This window comes from Neoaquamicrobium microcysteis (assembly GCF_008180155.1).
GTDB lineage: Bacteria > Pseudomonadota > Alphaproteobacteria > Rhizobiales > Rhizobiaceae > Aerobium > Aerobium microcysteis.
In genome coordinates, this window is sequence record NZ_VSZS01000059.1 from 110,063 (window position 1) to 126,110 (window position 16,048).

The 16,048-nt window shown below is 64.2% G+C and carries 15 protein-coding genes; 10 read left to right on the forward strand and 5 right to left on the reverse strand.

Annotated features, from left to right (window positions below; genetic code table 11):
* Positions 1–17 precede the first annotated feature (17 nt).
* Entirely contained in the window at positions 18–386 is a 369-nt protein-coding gene (locus FY036_RS07840; RefSeq protein ID WP_148914152.1) for a hypothetical protein, read from the reverse strand.
* Between the two features lie 350 nt (positions 387–736).
* On the opposite strand from FY036_RS07840, the gene FY036_RS07845 reads away from it, so the two are divergent.
* The 8 genes from FY036_RS07845 to FY036_RS07880 all read left to right on the forward strand — a co-directional run bounded on the left by FY036_RS07845 (position 737) and on the right by FY036_RS07880 (position 10,636).
* Positions 737–5,194: a strawberry notch family protein gene (locus FY036_RS07845; protein ID WP_148914153.1), complete on the forward strand. Its 4,458-nt coding sequence runs from the start codon at positions 737–739 to the stop codon at positions 5,192–5,194.
* 12 nt (positions 5,195–5,206) lie between these two features.
* Entirely contained in the window at positions 5,207–6,265 is a 1,059-nt protein-coding gene (locus tag FY036_RS07850) for a DUF7146 domain-containing protein (protein WP_148914154.1), read from the forward strand.
* Between the two features lie 251 nt (positions 6,266–6,516).
* The gene (locus FY036_RS07855; RefSeq protein ID WP_148914155.1) at positions 6,517–7,458 is read left to right on the forward strand and encodes a DUF2493 domain-containing protein; all 942 of its coding nucleotides are present in this window, start codon (positions 6,517–6,519) and stop codon (positions 7,456–7,458) included.
* Between the two features lie 152 nt (positions 7,459–7,610).
* Complete coding sequence (locus FY036_RS07860; RefSeq protein ID WP_148914156.1) at positions 7,611–7,871, forward strand: type II toxin-antitoxin system prevent-host-death family antitoxin; 261 nt, start codon at positions 7,611–7,613, stop codon at positions 7,869–7,871.
* On the forward strand, positions 7,861–8,280 hold the full coding sequence (locus FY036_RS07865; protein ID WP_148914157.1) for a hypothetical protein: 420 nt from the start codon (positions 7,861–7,863) through the stop codon (positions 8,278–8,280). Before FY036_RS07860 ends, FY036_RS07865 begins: the two co-directional genes overlap by 11 nt.
* A 375-nt stretch (positions 8,281–8,655) precedes the next feature.
* Positions 8,656–9,189 carry a hypothetical protein gene (locus FY036_RS07870; RefSeq protein WP_148914158.1) on the forward strand — a complete coding sequence of 178 codons (534 nt, stop codon included), beginning with the start codon at positions 8,656–8,658 and terminating at the stop codon, positions 9,187–9,189.
* A gap of 737 nt (positions 9,190–9,926) precedes the next feature.
* The gene (locus FY036_RS07875; protein WP_148914159.1) at positions 9,927–10,250 is read left to right on the forward strand and encodes a DUF736 domain-containing protein; all 324 of its coding nucleotides are present in this window, start codon (positions 9,927–9,929) and stop codon (positions 10,248–10,250) included.
* Between the two features lie 62 nt (positions 10,251–10,312).
* The gene (locus FY036_RS07880) at positions 10,313–10,636 is read left to right on the forward strand and encodes a hypothetical protein (RefSeq protein ID WP_148914160.1); all 324 of its coding nucleotides are present in this window, start codon (positions 10,313–10,315) and stop codon (positions 10,634–10,636) included.
* A gap of 77 nt (positions 10,637–10,713) precedes the next feature.
* Here FY036_RS07880 and FY036_RS07885 read toward each other — a convergent pair whose 3' ends face one another.
* From FY036_RS07885 to FY036_RS07900, 4 genes are all read right to left on the reverse strand, one after another.
* Complete coding sequence (locus FY036_RS07885) at positions 10,714–10,965, reverse strand: WGR domain-containing protein (protein WP_148914161.1); 252 nt, start codon at positions 10,963–10,965, stop codon at positions 10,714–10,716.
* A gap of 204 nt (positions 10,966–11,169) precedes the next feature.
* Positions 11,170–11,673 carry a helix-turn-helix domain-containing protein gene (locus FY036_RS07890; RefSeq protein WP_148914162.1) on the reverse strand — a complete coding sequence of 168 codons (504 nt, stop codon included), beginning with the start codon at positions 11,671–11,673 and terminating at the stop codon, positions 11,170–11,172.
* A 166-nt stretch (positions 11,674–11,839) separates the two neighbouring features.
* Positions 11,840–12,190, reverse strand: a complete 351-nt coding sequence (locus FY036_RS07895) for a hypothetical protein (RefSeq protein WP_148914163.1) — start codon at positions 12,188–12,190, stop codon at positions 11,840–11,842.
* A complete protein-coding gene (locus FY036_RS07900; RefSeq protein ID WP_148914164.1) occupies positions 12,187–12,888 on the reverse strand; it encodes a ParA family protein in 702 nt (233 codons plus the stop codon). The genes FY036_RS07895 and FY036_RS07900 overlap by 4 nt, the downstream gene beginning before the upstream one ends.
* Positions 12,889–13,148: 260 nt before the next feature.
* Here FY036_RS07900 and FY036_RS07905 point away from each other — a divergent pair, with 260 nt between their 5' ends.
* Together FY036_RS07905 and FY036_RS07910 are read left to right on the forward strand one after the other, a co-directional pair.
* Complete coding sequence (locus FY036_RS07905) at positions 13,149–13,556, forward strand: plasmid mobilization protein (protein ID WP_407941140.1); 408 nt, start codon at positions 13,149–13,151, stop codon at positions 13,554–13,556.
* Complete coding sequence (locus FY036_RS07910) at positions 13,556–16,045, forward strand: relaxase/mobilization nuclease domain-containing protein (RefSeq protein WP_148914165.1); 2,490 nt, start codon at positions 13,556–13,558, stop codon at positions 16,043–16,045. The genes FY036_RS07905 and FY036_RS07910 overlap by 1 nt, the downstream gene beginning before the upstream one ends.
* Positions 16,046–16,048: the final 3 nt, after the last annotated feature.

Here is a 16,048-nt window from a genome sequence, read left to right on the forward strand (position 1 = left end):
CAGAGCAATCTGTCGGTTCACCGACGAAGGGCTTTTGGCAGTCGACGCTTCCAACGCTGCCCGCGTGGCAAATTTGGTTCGTCGCTACGTCGGACACGTTTTCGAATCGACTGAACACGGTCTTCAGCACCGCCTTCTACTTCGACCTCGGCAGGATACGGTTCGGCATAGGTTGCATCGGCGATGGCCGGCTCAGCGCCATCTTCCCTGATGGCGGGATCGGTATCGCGATCGTTTCCGACCGGCTTAGAGGTCAACTCGGTAACGGCCGAAGGATCTGCCGCTAAAGCCGAAAGGTCCAGATCGCCCCAGATCGACCGCGGTTTTGCAGGACTGCCGCGCCTCTTCTTCACTTCCACGACGAAAGGTCGCGTGGGCCGTTTCATAGTCACGTTCCTCGGTGAGAATCGATCCGTTTGCGGGGATCCAGGGGTCGTGTACTTCGGTCCCGCGCAACCGTCCACCTCGCAACAGCTTCCGGTCAACGGTATTCGCCGTGAGCATGATTTATGCCGTCGGTTCAACGGCCTCTTGGTTGAGGCGCGAGACATCAACCGCGATGTCCTACTGACACGCTCGCCTGATCGAGCCCTCATGTAACAAATCCCTCAAGAGATTCCTTTGGCTCCTCTTCGTCCACGTCGCTGGAGGGAGAGCGAGGCCGGGAGGAGTGCGGCCTTGCCGGGGCGCAGAGAGCGCGCCGGCGGGGCGGCCCTCTTTCTCGAAGGACAGCTCCATGAACATTGTCACGACCACGTCCACCGTCGCTCGGACGGTCGCTCCACTTACCGCGCCGGCATCCCACGCCATCGACACCGCCCGGGCGATCCACCAGGCGGCAGCGTCGCTCTTGACCTTTCTCGAACAGGGCAATCCCATCACCACCGCGGCGTTGCGCACGGCCATGACCGACAGCTTCGGCGGCACCGATGCCCAGGGACTCTGGGTCTGGAAGGCCGCCTATGAGGCGCTCGAAGCCGCCCAGGTTCTGTTTCTGCACCGCTTCGGCTCGGCGATCCTGTCCCGGTCGGCCTCGCCCGAGGGGACACTGGCGATGATGAAACGTATCGCCGAACTTGTTCCCACCCACACGCGGCGCTCCGACGAGAGCCAGGCCATGCAGCAACTGTCGACGCCGCTGCCGCTCGCCTTCGTCACCGCCCGCGCCGCCGCGATCTCATCTTCGGATCTCGTTCTCGAACCCTCGGCCGGCACCGGTCTTCTCGCGGTCCACGCCGAGATCGCCCGAGCCTCGCTCGTCGTCAACGAGCTTGCCGCGACGCGGGCCGATCTGCTCGGTCTGCTGTTCCCGCGCGCTCCGGTCTTCCGGTACGACGCCGCTCATATCGACGATCATCTCGATGCCGCCATCGGGCCCTCCGTCGTTCTGATGAATCCACCCTTCACCGTCGGCGCCTATGTCGACGGCCATGTCGCCGATGCGGCATGGCGGCACATGTCTTCGGCCTTTGCCCGTCTGCGTCCCGGCGGGCGACTTGTCGCCATCACCGGTGCCGGGCTTTCCCCCGAAAATCCAAAATGGCGGCCCGCCTTCGAGCGGCTTCAGCGGCAGGGCAGGGTCGTCTTCACCGCCGCGATTGATGGCCGTGTCTATGCTCGCCATGGCACGACGGCCGAAACCCGCCTCACCATCATCGACAAGACGCCAGCGTCCGATCCGTCCGGATTCGTAGTTTCGCCGGGTAAGGCCCCGGATGTCGAGACACTGCTCTCCTGGATATCCGACCTACCGCCGCGGATCCCGGGCAGCTTCCCCGACTCGATCGGCGCGCTGTCGAACGGGATCCTGCGCAACGCCACCACGCAGATGGCTGCACGCTCAGCGACGGAAACTGCGCCCATCGTAGCTCAGGCGTCGGTTGCGAAGACGATCCGGCCGGTCCCTCCCCTTGTCCGGGCGAAGCCCGCCCGTGCGTACATCACCGCCAGCACACCTGCCGTTCCGCTCGTCTACGAGCTGCGTGACTGGATGCCGGAGGGGGGCGGCCGGCTTACCGACACGATCTACGAGCCCTATGCGTTGCAGTCGATCGACATTCCGCGGGCCAAACCGCATCCGACACCGCTCGTGCAGTCAGCCGCCATGGCCGCGGTCGCGCCGCCGAAGCCGTCCTACCGGCCCCTGCTGCCGGATGCGATCATCGACGAGGGTCTGCTGTCCGACGCCCAGATCGAAAGTGTGATCTATGCCGGGGAGGCGCATTCCGGCCATCTCGCCGGCGCCTGGACGGTCGACGAGACCTGCGATGTCGTCTCGGCCGCGCCCGAGGGTGCCGAAAACGCTGTTCGCTTCCGCCGCGGATGGTTTTTGGGCGATGGGACCGGCTGCGGCAAGGGGCGACAGGTCGCCGGCATCATTTTGGACAACTGGCTTCAGGGCAGGCGGCGCGCGATCTGGATTTCCAAGTCGGACAAGTTGCTCGAGGATGCCCAGCGCGACTGGTCCGCGCTCGGCCAGGAGCGGCTGCTCGTCCAGCCGCTCTCGCGCTATCGACAGGGTACGCCGATCCGCCTTGCCGAAGGCATCCTGTTCACAACCTACGCAACCCTGCGCTCACAGGAGCGCGACGGCAAGAAGTCCCGGATCGCCCAGATCGTTGATTGGGTCGGCACGAACTTTAGTGGCGTCATCGTCTTCGACGAGGCGCACGCCATGGCCAAAGCCGCCGGCGGCAAAAGCGAGCGCGGCGACGTCTCGCCATCGCAGCAGGGCAGGGCGGGCCTGCGCCTGCAGCATGCGCTGCCCGACGCCCGGATCGTCTATGTCTCCGCCACCGGCGCTACCGCCGTCGAGAACCTTGCCTATGCGCAGCGCCTCGGCATCTGGGGCAGTGAGGATTTCCCGTTCGCCAATCGCGCCGAATTCGTCGCGGCGATCGAGGACGGCGGTGTTGCGGCGATGGAAGTGCTCGCCCGCGACCTCAAGTCGCTCGGGCTCTATACGTCGCGCTCGCTCTCCTATGACGGCGTCGAATACGACCTGCTCGAACACGAACTGACCGACGAGCAGATCCGTATCTACAATGCCTATGCGGACGCCTTCCAGGTCATCCATAACAACCTGACTGCCGCGCTCGAGGCCGCCAACATTACCAGCGATTCCGCCACGCTGAACCGCAACGCGAAGGCAGCGGCCCGCTCGGCCTTCGAGAGCACCAAGCAGCGGTTCTTTTCCCACCTCATCACCTCGATGATGACGCCGACATTGATCGCCGCGATCGAGCAAGACCGCGCCGACGGTTATTCATCCGTCGTGCAGATCGTCTCGACCGGCGAGGCGCTGATGGAGCGGCGGCTGGCCGAGATCCCGGCGGAGGAATGGTCGGACCTGCATGTCGACGTAACGCCGCGCGAGTATGTCGGCGGGTATCTGATGCACTCGTTCCCGACGCAGCTGTTCGAGGAGTATTCGGATGCCGAGGGCAACGTTTCTTCGCGACCCGTGCACGACGCCGATGGCAACCCGGTCCAGTGCCGGGAAGCCGTGCGCCGGCGCGATGAGATGATCGAAAAACTCGCCTCATTGCCGCCTGTCGGCAGCGCGCTCGATCAGATCCTCCACCATTTTGGCGCCGAAACTGTCGCCGAGGTCACCGGCCGCTCGCGCCGTATCGTCAGGAAGACCGGCCGAGACGGCATCGACCGGCTCGCCGTCGAGAACCGCCCCGGCTCGGCCAACCTCGCCGAGACGCAAGCGTTCATGGACGACGACAAGAGCGTGCTGATCTTTTCGGATGCCGGCGGGACAGGCCGCTCGTACCATGCCGATCTCGGGGCCAGGAACCAGAGGCTACGCAAACACTATCTGCTCGAAGCCGGCTGGCGCGCCGATAACGCCATCCAGGGTCTCGGACGCACTCATCGCACGAACCAGGCGCAGCCACCGCTATTCCGGCCGATGGCCGCCAATGTGAAGGTCGGCAAGCGTTTTCTGTCGACCATTGCCCGACGGCTCGACACGCTGGGCGCGATCACGCGCGGCCAGCGCCAGACCGGCGGCGCAGGACTGTTCCGGTCCGAGGACAATCTGGAAAGCCCCTATGCCCGTGCAGCACTGCGGCAGTTCTACATGCTGCTGCACCAGGGCAAGATTGATGGTTGCCCGCTGACGACCTTCGAGGCGGTCACCGGTCTGTCGCTGACGACGGACGAAGGCGGTTTGCGCGACGAACTGCCGCCGATCACGACATGGCTCAATCGGCTGCTTGCGCTACGCATCGAAACCCAGAATCTGCTGTTCGAAGTATTCGAGCAGCTGATGGCGGCGAAGGTCGAGGGCGCCATTGCCGCCGGCACCTACGACAAGGGTCTGGAGACGATCACGGCGGAGAGCATCGTCGTCATCGATCGCCGGACCGTCTACACCCACCCGGTCTCGGGCGCGCAGTCGCATGTACTGACCGTGGCGCGCAAGGACCGCATACGCCCGCTCGGCCTGGCCGACGCGCTGGCCATCGCCCGCGCGGAGTCGCAATCGGTCCTATTGGTCAACACACGGTCGGGCCGCGCGGCAATCCAGCTGCCAACCGCGAGCCTCATGCTCGACGACGGCACAGTCGAAAACCGCGTGCGGTTGCTGCGGCCGACCGACGAGATGCGCTTCGGCCTCGACGCACTTACCGAGACCTATTGGCAGCCGACGGACCGAAAACTGTTCTGCGAGTTGTGGCAGGCGGAGGTCGCCGCCGTCCCGGAGTTCACCACTAGCACCTTCCACATCGTCACCGGACTCCTGCTGCCGATCTGGCGGCGTCTGCCCGACCATGATTGTCAAGTCTACCGCATCCAGACCGATACCGGCGAACGCATCATCGGCCGCCACATCGCGCCGACGCTGGTCGCGACCATGTTGCGCAATCTCGGGGTCGACCATGTTCCGACCCTCGCGCCGGACGAGGCTTGGACCGGCCTGGTCGAGGGGCGGATTGGGTTGCAGCTGGCCGAAGGCCTGGTCCTGCGCCGCAGTTGCGTCATGAACGACTACCGCGTCGAGCTGGTCGGCTTCACCGACGCGATGGTGCCGCGCCTGAAGGCGCTGGGCCTGATCTCCGAAATCATCTCCTGGAAGTTGAGGCTATTCATCCCGACAGGCGGGCAAGGCTGCGCCATGCTCGCCTCGCTTCTCGAGCGCCACACGCTGGTCGGGGTGACCGACCGCACGGCCGCAGCGTGAACGGAGGCGACCATGACCGGCTCGGCCTCCGAACTGGCGCGCCGTCTGGGCGAACATGCCGAGGCGGTGTGCCGCGAATATCTCTCCAACGGTCAGCGCTCCGGCAACCACTGGATCGTCGGTGATGTCCGCAACACGCGCGGTCGCTCCATGCATGTGCGGCTGAAAGCCAATGCCAAGGGCCTGCCGGGCAAGTGGGTCGATGAGCAAAGCGGGGAACATGGCGATCTGCTCGATGCCATCCGGGAGAGCTGCGGCCTCCTCGAGTTCCGCGATGTCGCCGATGAAGCACGTCGCTTCCTCGCCATGCCGCGACCGCAGGCCCAGGATCCCGGCGCGCAGCGCCAGCCTGCCGCGGCACGCGGCTCCCCCGAAGCGGCGCGTCGCCTGTTCGGCATGTCGCGGCCGATCGCCGGCACGCTGGCCGAACGCTATCTGGCCGGTCGCGGCATTCTCTTGACCGCGCATGAGCGCGCCCTGCGCTTCCACCCCGGCTGCTATTACCGCGATCTCGTGACCGGCGAGATGCAGACCCTGCCCGCATTGATCGCCGCCGTCACCAGTCTGGACGGACGCATCACCGGCCTGCAGCGCACTTATCTGTCCTCTGGGCTCGATCCGAGCGGCAAGGTTGGCAAGGCGCCGATCCCCGACCCCCGTCGCTCGCTCGGTCATCTCCTGGGCAACGGCATCTGGCTCGGCCTCGATCTCGGCACGCCCGTTCCGGTAATGGCAGCCGGCGAGGGTTTTGAGACGATGGCGTCGCTCCGCACGGTGATGCCGGCGCTGCCGGTGGCCGCCGCCACCTCGGCCAATCACCTCGCCGGCCTCACCTTCCCGCCTGGCTGCCGTCGCCTCTACATCGCGGCCGATGCCGACGCCGCCGGCCGGCACGGCATCGAACGCCTCAGCCGGCGAGCAGGTGAGGCTGGGATCCTCGCTCTGGCGCTGCGGCCGCAGCTCGGCGACTTCAACGACGATCTGCTCCATCTCGGCCCGACCCATCTCGCCGCATCGCTCGGCGATCAGCTCGTCCCGGAGGATGCCCGCCGCTTCCTGCCGTCCGGATGAATGGCGCTCGCCGGCAGGCGGGCAGAGCGGCGTCACCGGAAGCCTCGCAGCCATGGCGGCAGTCCGCCGGAAAGGCCGCGCCCGCGGCCTGCCTGAGAGGCGATCCCTGCCACCCCCCGGTCACGGCCGCAACGGCGGGCAAGCCCGCCGTCCTCCGCTTCGCTTCGGCCTTCGGTGCGGCCGCGCCCGGGGCGCGGCCGGGATGCGCTGTCAGGCCGCGATGGGCGCGGCCACAACCGACGGAGACAGCCATGACCCACGAGCTTCCTTTCGACGACGCCTACGAGCCCTACCACGCCTCCTCGCCGACCGATCGCGTCATCCTCGAACTGCAGATGTACGGCCACCGTCCGCATCAGGACGAGCCCGATCCCCGCCCGCTGCCCGACGACGAGGTGATCCGGGCCGGCCTCGCCGGGATCGTCGAGACCTTCGCCGGCATGCTCGGCGACACCAGGCTCGAACCCGACCTCGACGACCTGCTCTGGTCCTTCACCAACGTCTTCCACCGCGCGGCTGAGCGCGTCGCCCGCAGCCTCGACCGCAACGAGGAGGCACAGCGCTCGAGCCAGACCGAGCAGGACGGTTCGGAGGTGAAGTCTGTCGAACTGGAACGGCTCACGGCCGAAGGCATCACCTATATCGAGCGCCGCAACGTGCTCGAAATCATGCGCGACGAGGCCGCCGACCTCTACGAGGCGCAGACCGGATCGGCATGGCGGCCGCGCACCGGCTCCAAGGTCTCGCACCAGTCGATGACTGCGGCGGTGATCGATAGCCGCGACTTCCTCGCCGCGCGCCGCCGCGCCGACACCGAGGTGCTGGTTCCCGCTGGCACCAAGATCGCCTTCGCTGGCGGCCTCGAATGCAACGATCACGACAGGATCTGGGACGCGCTCGACAAGGCCCGCGAAAAGCATACGGACATGGTCCTGCTGCATGGCGGCAGCCCACGCGGAGCCGAGCGCATCGCCGCCTGCTGGGCCGAGAACCGCAAGGTCACGCAGATCGCCTTCAAGCCGGACTGGAACCGGCACGCCAAGGCCGCCCCGTTCCGCCGCAACGACCAGCTTCTGTCGGTGATGCCCTACGGGCTGATCGTCTTCCCGGGCTCGGGCATCACCGAAAACCTGGCCGACAAGGCCCGCCGTCTCGGCATCTCGGTGTGGCGGTTCAGGGAGGGTGGCGCGTGAGCGCCACCTTCCTTTACCGCGTCAAAGAACCCGACTGTTTACGCGGTCGGGTTTGTCGCGCACATCTTCCTGCTCTGGGTGTCGTGGCAGCAGAGCGTTTCTTGCAAATCGGGAAAATCTAGATAATATGGAGATCGACAAGGAGCTAGGGCATGCGACAGTTCACGACAGGTGATCTCAACAAGCAGGTAGGCGACGTCACCGATGCCGCCAGCCGCGAACCGATCGTGCTCACCAAACACCGCAAACCTCGCTTCGTGCTGATGAGCTACGAGCATTTTGAGCGCATGCGCACAGGCCGGGATCCGCGTCGCGCCTATCAGGTCTCCGAGATGCCGCAGGAGCACAAGGACCTCTTCGCCGCGGAGATCGACCGGCTCGCACGCGGCGAGGGCTATGACGATGAGCCGTGAATACCTGCCCGGCCAGATCATCGCCTATCCCTATCTGTGGGCATGGCAACAGGATCGCGGCGAGACTGAAGGCCGCAAGAACCGACCGACCTGCGTTGTCGTCGCCGTGCGCGGCGTGAACGACGGGTTCACACATCTGGCGCTGCTCGCCATCACCACCCAGCCGCCGCAGGGCGGTCGCATGGCGCTGGACATCCCGGAGATAGAGCGCAAGCGCGCCGGACTCGGCGACCTCAAGCGATGCTGGATCGTCGTCGACGAATACAATTACGATATCCCCGAGCGCTCCTGGTACATCGAGCCAGGCAGCCAAGTCCTTGGCCGGTGCAGCAAAGCCTTCGTGATGAAGATTGCGGCCGCATTTGCCCAGGCACGACAATCGGGACGTCGCGTCAGCCGCCTGGATTGACATTCAGGTTTTGAACTGAGCGTGACCACGCCGTCGCGGTCCGGACTGAACCACCGGCGCACTGATGTCGTCCCCGTTCAGTCATGGTCAGCTCGGAGCCGATGCCGACCGCTACTCGCACAATAGGTGGTCCTTGTTGCGCGGACAGTCCTTCGCTTCTCTTGCGCTCCATTGAGGATATGCGGGTTGCCTGCGTTTCCTGGTTCTCGATCCGTCAAGGCGCGCCGGCCTGCGGCGGCCGGGCTCTACTCGCGGCTTGCCGTCGCTCCCCGCGCCGGCTTCGCCGTCTCGGCCTTCGGTAACGATCCCCTCGCGCGGGGAGAGGGAGAGGAGGACCGGGCCGGGGTGGTTGGTTTGAGAGAAAGGAAAGCGACCATGGCGATGATATTTTTGGGCGGTTCACGCGACATCTTCGAACTGCCGGTCCCCGCGATCGAACGGATCGGCGCGATCGTCTCGGCCGAGCACGGCGTGCTGATCGGCGACGCGGAAGGAACCGATGCCGAGATGCAGGGCCTGCTTGCAGGATACAACTACGAGCATGTCGGCGTCTTTCATGCCGGAGCAGAACCCCGCAACAATCTCGGCGACTGGGCCGCCTATCACATCGCGCCGCCGGTCGGCGCACAAGGCTTTGCCGTCCACGCCGGGAAGGACCGCGAAATGGCTCGCCGCGCCGATTTCGGCCTGATGGTCTGGGACGGCGCATCGCCGGGCACCTGCCTCAACGTCCTGCGCCTTGCCGTGACCGGCAGCCCCTGCGTCGTCTACGACACGATGCGCGGCACGGTGGCGTCGATCCACAACATCGAGTACTGGCAGGCCATGATGCACCATGCTGGATCTGACGTGCAACGTGCAGTCGAAGCACGCATGACGGCGGACGAGCGCCTCGCACTGGCGGACTGATAGCGGCGAACCGACAGACACCAGATCGGGATCGGGCGGCCAAAACCGCCCGCGCTGACCCGGCCGCAGGCCGACCTTGACGCTTGTGCCGGTTAGAGCGATCCTTCCACTGGCTCCTTTGCGAAGCTGGCCGTCGCGCCCCGCCGGCAATCCTCAGAAAGTCTGTCTACCGCGCCCGCGGGCTGGGCGGTTACCGATCGAGCAGCGCATTCCCGACTGCCGCGCTTGATTTGGAGAGTACCGCGCCGCGCCGCGAGAGAGCGTCCACCAGCCCCAGCGACCGCGAAACCGGACGCGTGACGAAGACGGGGCCAGGGACCTCCGCGCGGGATGGTCGGGCGCCGGACGGTGATGAAGGGGGCAGGCTCGCAGCCGTGCAAACCGCACTCCTGTGATTGCCGCGCCGGGCCGTGGGGATTTGCGATGGTGGCCGGATGTTCGTCGCCGTCGGTCACATCCGAACCATTCCCTTTTCATGTCGCCTTTGTAGAGGACCGCCTGCCTTATGCGGTCAACCCCGTTGGGGGTACTCTCGACAAAAATTCAGGAAAATTCGATTTCGGTTCTTGGTTGCGGGCCAGGCACTTTCCTTCCCGCAAGCGGGGCCCTAGAAAGTGCGGCCCGCAGCTTTCGGCAAATAGAATTTTCCAGAATTTGTGCCGAGATGACCGCAGCAGGACGGTCCTCTCCTTCGACGCCATCGGGAATGGTCCCGATGCAACCGAAGGAGAACTACCATGGCCACCACGATCGCAAACCTTACCGCCAAGGCCGACGGCTCGATGGAAGGCGTGTTCGCCACGCTGCGGGTCAACGCCCCGATCACCCTGATCCCGAACAACAACAAGTCCCGCGAGGATGCCCCTGACTACCGCATCGTCAACAAGCGCACGGGCTTCGAGATCGGAGCCGGCTGGCACCGCATCTCCCAGCGCTCTGGCGAGGAATACCTCTCGGTCAAGCTCGAGGCTCCCGAGATCGGCGTGATCTTCGGCAACCTCGCTCCCGCCCCCGGCGGCGACGAGACGAAGAAGGTGATCCTCTGGAACAACCCGCAGTGAACCCCGACGGGCCGGCCCCAAAAGGGGCCGGCCCTTTCCGCTCCACAGAACAGGAGGCTTCCATGAGCCGCTATACCGTCACCGTCACAAGCGAAGGCCGCTCAGATCCCGACGCCGTCATCGGCTACGATCCGCCGCTTCGCACCTTCTTCCTGCAGGCGTTTCTGCACGAAGTCACCGATGACCCTGCGCTCTGGCTCGGCACTTTCGATTACGAGTTCGAGACGCTGGATGGGCTCCATCATGCGGCGCTAGCCGAAGGCTACCGCTTCACACTGCCCGAGAGTGTCGCGGTGCAGCTCGCCGACGACAAGGCCAAAGATGCCGACAGGCCGCCGCACAACGGTCCTCTTTCCGCCCTCCTGCGAGATCCACAGACGAAATAGTTGCCTCAACCGAAAGGCCCGCGCTGGAAGACGATCCGGCGCGGGCCATTTTTTTTGCCGGCGGTCACGATGACCACTCACCCATCTCCAGGCGCATCACGATAGCCGCGTCGCCTCTTGGCCTTCTCCAGTACAATGCGCGCTGCGGTCGCATCATCAGCCTCCGCGAAGAGGTCGATGCGGATACGGCCTGGCCAGCCGATTCTTCCCCACTCCTGTACCAGGCAGATATCGCCGAACAGGCTCGGCGTCGCCGACAGGCGATAAAACCGTGCCATGTTCCGCGCGGCGTCAATTCGGTGGAGATGTGTCACTGCTAGCGTCGGCATGCGGTGACATTCGTCGGTCGTCGCCGTTTCGTCCAACGAGTTCGATGAAACGATAAGGCGCTATCGATTCAAGGCGCTGATGCTTCGACGGAGTTGGCCGAGCCTGCCTGCGGCAGGCCGGGCTCTACTCGCGGCTGCCGCCGCTCCCCGAGCCGGCTGCGCCGTCTCGGCCTTCGGTGACGATCCCTCTCGCCGCGCCAGGGATCACTCCGCGCGCCCTGTCCGTCCACGTTTCGGCGAAATATCCGCGCCGCTGTCCGGCGACAGTTCCTCGATCATCATCAGAAGATGCTGCGCCGTCGACGCTGGCAGGTCGAGCATTCGCATCATCAGCTTCAGCTTGATCTCTGCCTCCTGCTCACTGACGCCAAACAGATGCGGAGCGGCTGCATACAGCGCTTCGATCGGTGAGAAATCCAACAGTTCCGCAAGATGAAGAAGGCGGGTTACCCGGAGTTTGGCTCCCGCCCGCTCATGCCGCGCGTAAATTTCATGATGCAACCCGACCATCATGCCGACCTGCTCGCGGTTCAGATTCTGCGCATCGCGTCGCTCGCGCAGATAACGGCTGATTTCTTCCTCCATCTCCAGAAGGCTGCGAACGCCGCCAAATCCCGGCTTGCGATATATCGGTTTTTCGACCTCGGAGTCGTTGGTTTCGACAAGGCCATGCTTGTCGATATAAGTCTTCACGTCCTTGATGGCCATCAGTTTGGCTCGACTCGATCTGCTGCCCCAGCCCCGCCAAAAGAGACGAGGAAACACCCCGGAATTGGCTCAAAGCGTCCCAAAAACAAGCCAAAACGATAGTATTCCTAGCAGGGATTCCGACTCAAGTTCAACTCGCCTTTTGATCTCGCCTCGCTTTGGTCCCTCAATAGCCGTTCGCGTCGAGATACTGCCGGATGGCCTTCTCCATGATGGCCTGCATTGACGTGTCCATGTTGAAGGACGCAAGCTTCAGCCGTCGCTTGGTGTCGCGATCCAGATTGACGTTCACGAAATGGCTCGCCCCTTTCATGCGCGCCCTCTTCACCTGTCGCAGCGCCTTGCTCGCCTCGCTGGACGTCTCACTCTTTTCGCGATCTTCTGGCGGTTCTGACCGATCCGGCGTATGTCTCGGGCGCTCCCCGTCGCCCTTCACTGAAGGCGCGACGAGACCCGGGCGCTGCTTGCGCGGCGCAGTCGTGAATTCATCGAGCGACAGGATTTCCTTGCCGCTCATGCCGCACGCCCCGCTGCCACATCGCCCTTGAGCAGTCCGTCGACTTCCTCGACCAGTGTTTGCGTCTCCCTCCGCGCTTTGGCGATCGACTCCGTCACCTCCTGCATCTGAAGCGTGCCGATCCCGTTGTGGATTTCTTTATAGGCATTGCGCTCGAACACCTCGGTGCGGAACAGGTAGGTGCCGACCTTGTCCTCGATGATCGGCCTGATCTTCCGATACAGTTCCGTGTGCCGGACAGTCACGGTGATCCGGGTCCGCAGCACGCCATGCCGGCAATTCCGGCCGAGCATGTCGTTGACGCGCCGCACGTTCTCGAAACTGTCGATGGCCCCGAGCACTTCGCGCTTCGACGGCTGGATTGGCGAGATCACCAGATCGGCCGCGGCAATCACGGGATCGACGATGGAGGTGTCTTCGCCTGGCGTGTCGATCAGCACGTGATCAAACGCACCTGCATTTTGTTCCATCCAGCGCTCCAGTCCCTTCGCCGTCTTGTGGCTGAAAACCTCGATCCCTTCAGGCTGGGCATCCTTCTCCCGGCAGTCCGTCCACCACTTCATCAGATTGTTGCGGGCGTCCATGTCGATCATGGCGACGTGGCCGCCACGCAGGGCGTACTCGCCGGCGATGTTCATCAGTGCTGTGGTCTTGCCAGCGCCTCCCTTGCCGTTGATGGCGGCGATCACGACGGTCATCGGCTTATCTCCACAAAAATGTGTTTCTACTCACACATGAATCCATGATCGTGTGGACGTGGATTCACATCGATATAGAAACACACGAATATGGAAAAACACAATCAGATAGATATGGAAAATCGGACTTGTGGTGTTGATATCGTATAAATTGCTATCGTTTATGTTGGCAGGATACGGAAAAATGTGATACATTTTCCTGACGATCGAGGGACAGGCCCTCGATCCGCGGCCTGCGGCCGCAACCACCAGGATCAGAGGTGTGGCGCGCGATGGTTCGCAGCATTTCCGAAGTGTCGAAACGAAAGGAGAAGGTGGCTCATATCCGCTTCTCGCCAGCCGAATTCGATGCGCTGGAGGCGGCCGCGCGCGCAGCCGGGATGACCGTTTCAGCCTTTGTCCGGTCGCTGTCGATGGAGGGCGCTGGCGTACGGCCGTTTCTCGGGGAGCGGGATCGCCTGGTGCTCGGCCTGCTTGCCGAAGGCATGCGCGCGATCGGCGGCAACCTCAATCAGATTGCCAGAGCCATCAACACCGGCAGGGCGCCGACTGAAGGCGACGTCGTTGGCAGCATCAAGGACGCGCATGGCGTTGCGACTGCGCTCGCTTCCGAGCTCGCCGAGATGACACGGCGCTCGGCTGCAGCCCGACGCGGGGAGTGCGCCTGATGGAATTCTTTCCTGGCGCCTTCGAGCGGGAATGGGAGCGCCGGCGCGCCATGCTGATGGATGAGATGCAGCTCGGCCAAACGGAAAAGAGCGACTGGGAAGAGCCGCGAAGGGGAGGGGTGGCGCGGATCGGCGATGAGGGGCTGGGCGGCTTCGGCAGGGCGAGGCGGCGGCAGGGCGAAGGCGGGGCACGGAGGTCGCGTGGTGGCGCGGGTGCCGCCAGCCGCTCGATGAGGACGCGCTTTGGTGCGCTGGCGCGCGGCAGCCAGCCTGCCGTGGTCAAGCTTGCCTCCTATGGCAGTGGCGCCCGTGCCGGCGCGATGATGAGCTATACGTCGCGAGGCGGGGAACTCGCCGTCGAGAATGAGCGCGGCGAGCGGGTGCTCGGTAGGGACGCACTCGCCGAACAGCGGGCAGAATGGGAGCATCTTTTCGACAATCGCACCGCCAGCCGCGATCTCGGCGTATTCCATGTCTCGATCGATACGGCATCACTGCGCAATGATGTCGACCAGGATGGCCAGCTGCGCGAGATCCTGCGCTCGGGATTTGGTGATCGACGGTTCGTGTATACCGCGCGGGAGCACCCCCCTGACGAGCTCTACGTTTCCGGTGTCGTTGTGTTGCGCGATGGGGAGGGCGACCGACTGACCGGCGACGGGAAGGCTGCCGGGATCGTCCAACAGCGTTTTGATGATTCCGATGTAGGGCAGGATGTCGAGGCCCGCTTCCGATTCCATGGCTACGGCAATGGGGTGGAATGGGGCACCGCGCGTGTGCGCGAACTAGTCGCTGGGACCGAAAGGGAAGTTCGCGACGACACCGGACGGTTGATCGGGGATGCGGCGCTGGCCGGCGATCTCGTTCAGAAAGAATGGCGCAGAGAATTGCACAGCCGCAAGGGCAGGGACGTCATGCATCTGATTGTGTCGGCGCGGGCCGGCACGGGTGGGGCCGCGTTTGAAGCAGCCGTTCGCGAGTTCCTGGGCGAACAGTTCGCGGGGCATCGCTACGTGTTTGCCGTTCACGATCCGGCGCTCGATCCAAAGGAAATGACCGAGGGTGGCAAGCGGCCGCACATCCATGCCCACGCGATCGTCACCATGCGTTCTGAGACCGGGGACCGGATCGTCACCAGCCCTCAGATGTTCCGGGAATGGCGTTCCGTGATGGCCGAGAAGGCGCGCGAGCAGGGTATCGACATGGAGCTGACCGACCGCCGGGAGTTTGCCAGCGCGCCGGCCTATACCCGCAATCAAGTCCGGCCTGTCAGCTATCGCGGCCGGACCGAGCATGAGGGCACCAGCGCCGCCGCGCGCACCCGCTATCGGGCCAAACGGTCGAACGAGGTCGACCTCGCAACCACCGATCGCAGCCGGCAATATGCAGCGACGGCGGCTGCAGCCTGGAGCGATCTTGCCAATGAGGCGGGCGGCTCGCGCGAGGGCGCGTTTGCAATGCTTCAGAGCGGTCGCTTGGAAGGATTGACGGGGACCACTCAAAATGAGCGTGTTTTCGCAGAAAGTGCAGACAAATCTGTCAAAAATATAACCAATATGATAGGGTTGAGCGAGCTCGTAAAGGATGAGGATGGACAGATGAGAGAGATGACGCGTCCCGAGTTCGAGGCCTATGAAACCCGCGTGGAAGCGGTCCTAGCGTCGGTGGAGCAAACGCTCGATGATACGGATCGTCCCGACTTCGACGAAATCGCGGCAGCGGCGCGCGAGGTGGTCGATATCCGACGGGAGTATCTCGAGCTCACCGAACGCCAGGTCGACCGCGAGGGCGGGCAGGAACTGCGCGGCTCCCGTGACGATCGGTTTGAAGACGCCAATGCGCAGTGGAATGCAGCCGTGGCGCGGTTCGGACAGGAGGCGGTCGATACAGCGAACGAAGTTCTCGTTCAGGTTAATCACTATCGCGACGGGCTTGAGCGCATCGAGGCGGGCGAGCTGCCGCAGTCCTTCACGGCGAGCTACCAGGCAGGGCTCGAGCGGGAAATCAACAGGGCTGCCGAAATGGCGATCGATGGCGACAACCAATATATGCGCGAAGCCGCGAAATCGGATCAGGAGTTGCAGCTTACGATCGATCAAGTCGAGCTGCGACGCGCACAGCAAGCGCCAAGCGACAGGGGCCAGGACGGAGAACAGGAAGCTTCTTCATTCGATCCGGGCGCAAACCGCCGGCCCGATGGCGCACCAGTTGGTTTCCAGGGTGCTGCCGAAGCCGAGCAGCATCGCGATCCGGATCGGGAGGGTCGTTCGACGCCCGAGCACGATGACCAGATCATCGAACAGCAGGCGGCTATGCCGTCCGAGCAACGAACCCGGCATCACGATGACCGCTCCGCCGAAAGGAAGCCGGCCCTCGACGCGGAATTTGCCAGATCGGATCCACCGCAGCAGCATGTACCGCGTCTTCGTCAGATCGAGCTGGAACTCGAGGAGCAACAGGACCGCGGTCGCGACGATCGCGAAAGGTAGGAG

Bases quoted from the DNA above. Each gene is read 5' to 3' on its own strand.
- FY036_RS07840 (WP_148914152.1), bottom strand. From the start codon at position 386: ATGAAACGGCCCACGCGACCTTTCGTCGTGGAAGTGAAGAAGAGGCGC.
- FY036_RS07845 (WP_148914153.1), top strand. From the start codon at position 737: ATGAACATTGTCACGACCACGTCCACCGTCGCTCGGACGGTCGCTCCA.
- FY036_RS07850 (WP_148914154.1), top strand. From the start codon at position 5,207: ATGACCGGCTCGGCCTCCGAACTGGCGCGCCGTCTGGGCGAACATGCC.
- FY036_RS07855 (WP_148914155.1), top strand. From the start codon at position 6,517: ATGACCCACGAGCTTCCTTTCGACGACGCCTACGAGCCCTACCACGCC.
- FY036_RS07860 (WP_148914156.1), top strand. From the start codon at position 7,611: ATGCGACAGTTCACGACAGGTGATCTCAACAAGCAGGTAGGCGACGTC.
- FY036_RS07865 (WP_148914157.1), top strand. From the start codon at position 7,861: ATGAGCCGTGAATACCTGCCCGGCCAGATCATCGCCTATCCCTATCTG.
- FY036_RS07870 (WP_148914158.1), top strand. From the start codon at position 8,656: ATGGCGATGATATTTTTGGGCGGTTCACGCGACATCTTCGAACTGCCG.
- FY036_RS07875 (WP_148914159.1), top strand. From the start codon at position 9,927: ATGGCCACCACGATCGCAAACCTTACCGCCAAGGCCGACGGCTCGATG.
- FY036_RS07880 (WP_148914160.1), top strand. From the start codon at position 10,313: ATGAGCCGCTATACCGTCACCGTCACAAGCGAAGGCCGCTCAGATCCC.
- FY036_RS07885 (WP_148914161.1), bottom strand. From the start codon at position 10,965: ATGCCGACGCTAGCAGTGACACATCTCCACCGAATTGACGCCGCGCGG.
- FY036_RS07890 (WP_148914162.1), bottom strand. From the start codon at position 11,673: ATGGCCATCAAGGACGTGAAGACTTATATCGACAAGCATGGCCTTGTC.
- FY036_RS07895 (WP_148914163.1), bottom strand. From the start codon at position 12,190: ATGAGCGGCAAGGAAATCCTGTCGCTCGATGAATTCACGACTGCGCCG.
- FY036_RS07900 (WP_148914164.1), bottom strand. From the start codon at position 12,888: ATGACCGTCGTGATCGCCGCCATCAACGGCAAGGGAGGCGCTGGCAAG.
- FY036_RS07910 (WP_148914165.1), top strand. From the start codon at position 13,556: ATGGAATTCTTTCCTGGCGCCTTCGAGCGGGAATGGGAGCGCCGGCGC.